Here is a 479-nt window from a genome sequence, read left to right as displayed (position 1 = left end):
GTCGTGGGGCGCACGAAGAGGTTTGAGTGCGAAGTCATCAACGATCAGCACCGGCACGCGCACAAACTGCTGGAGCTTGCGTTCATAGAGTTCGGTCGCCCTTGCTGCATGCAGCTTCTTGAGCAATTCGGTTTGCGTGATGAACAGGACATCGCGGCCCTGGCGTGCGGCGCAGTGGCCCAAGGCTTGCGCGAGATGCGACTTGCCGACGCCGGTTTGGCCGACCATCAGCACGCAGACCTTCTCGTCGATGTAGCGGCCGGTGGCGAGATCATGGATGTGAGCGCGGTTGAGTTTGGGCACGCGGTCGAAGTCGAAGTTCTCGAGGGTCTTGCCCAGGGAGAAGCCAGCGCGGGCGAGCCGCACGCCGAGCTTCTTCTGCTCTCGCCGTGCGACCTCGTCGTGCAACAGCATGGAGAGGAAATCCGTGTAGGCAAGTTGCCCGTCGATGGCCTGACGGTTGCGTTGCTCGAGCGAGT

General features: G+C 62.0%; 1 protein-coding gene. It reads right to left on the bottom strand.

Annotated elements, in window-relative coordinates:
- Nucleotides 1-479: ATP-binding protein (locus AB3X89_RS40200; RefSeq protein ID WP_368588052.1), on the bottom strand; the 479-nt coding region annotated here is incomplete at both ends.

It is taken from the genome of Paraburkholderia sp. BR14320 (genome assembly GCF_040948665.1).
Lineage (GTDB): Bacteria > Pseudomonadota > Gammaproteobacteria > Burkholderiales > Burkholderiaceae > Paraburkholderia > Paraburkholderia youngii.
This window is presented reverse-complemented; position numbering and strand designations above follow the sequence as displayed.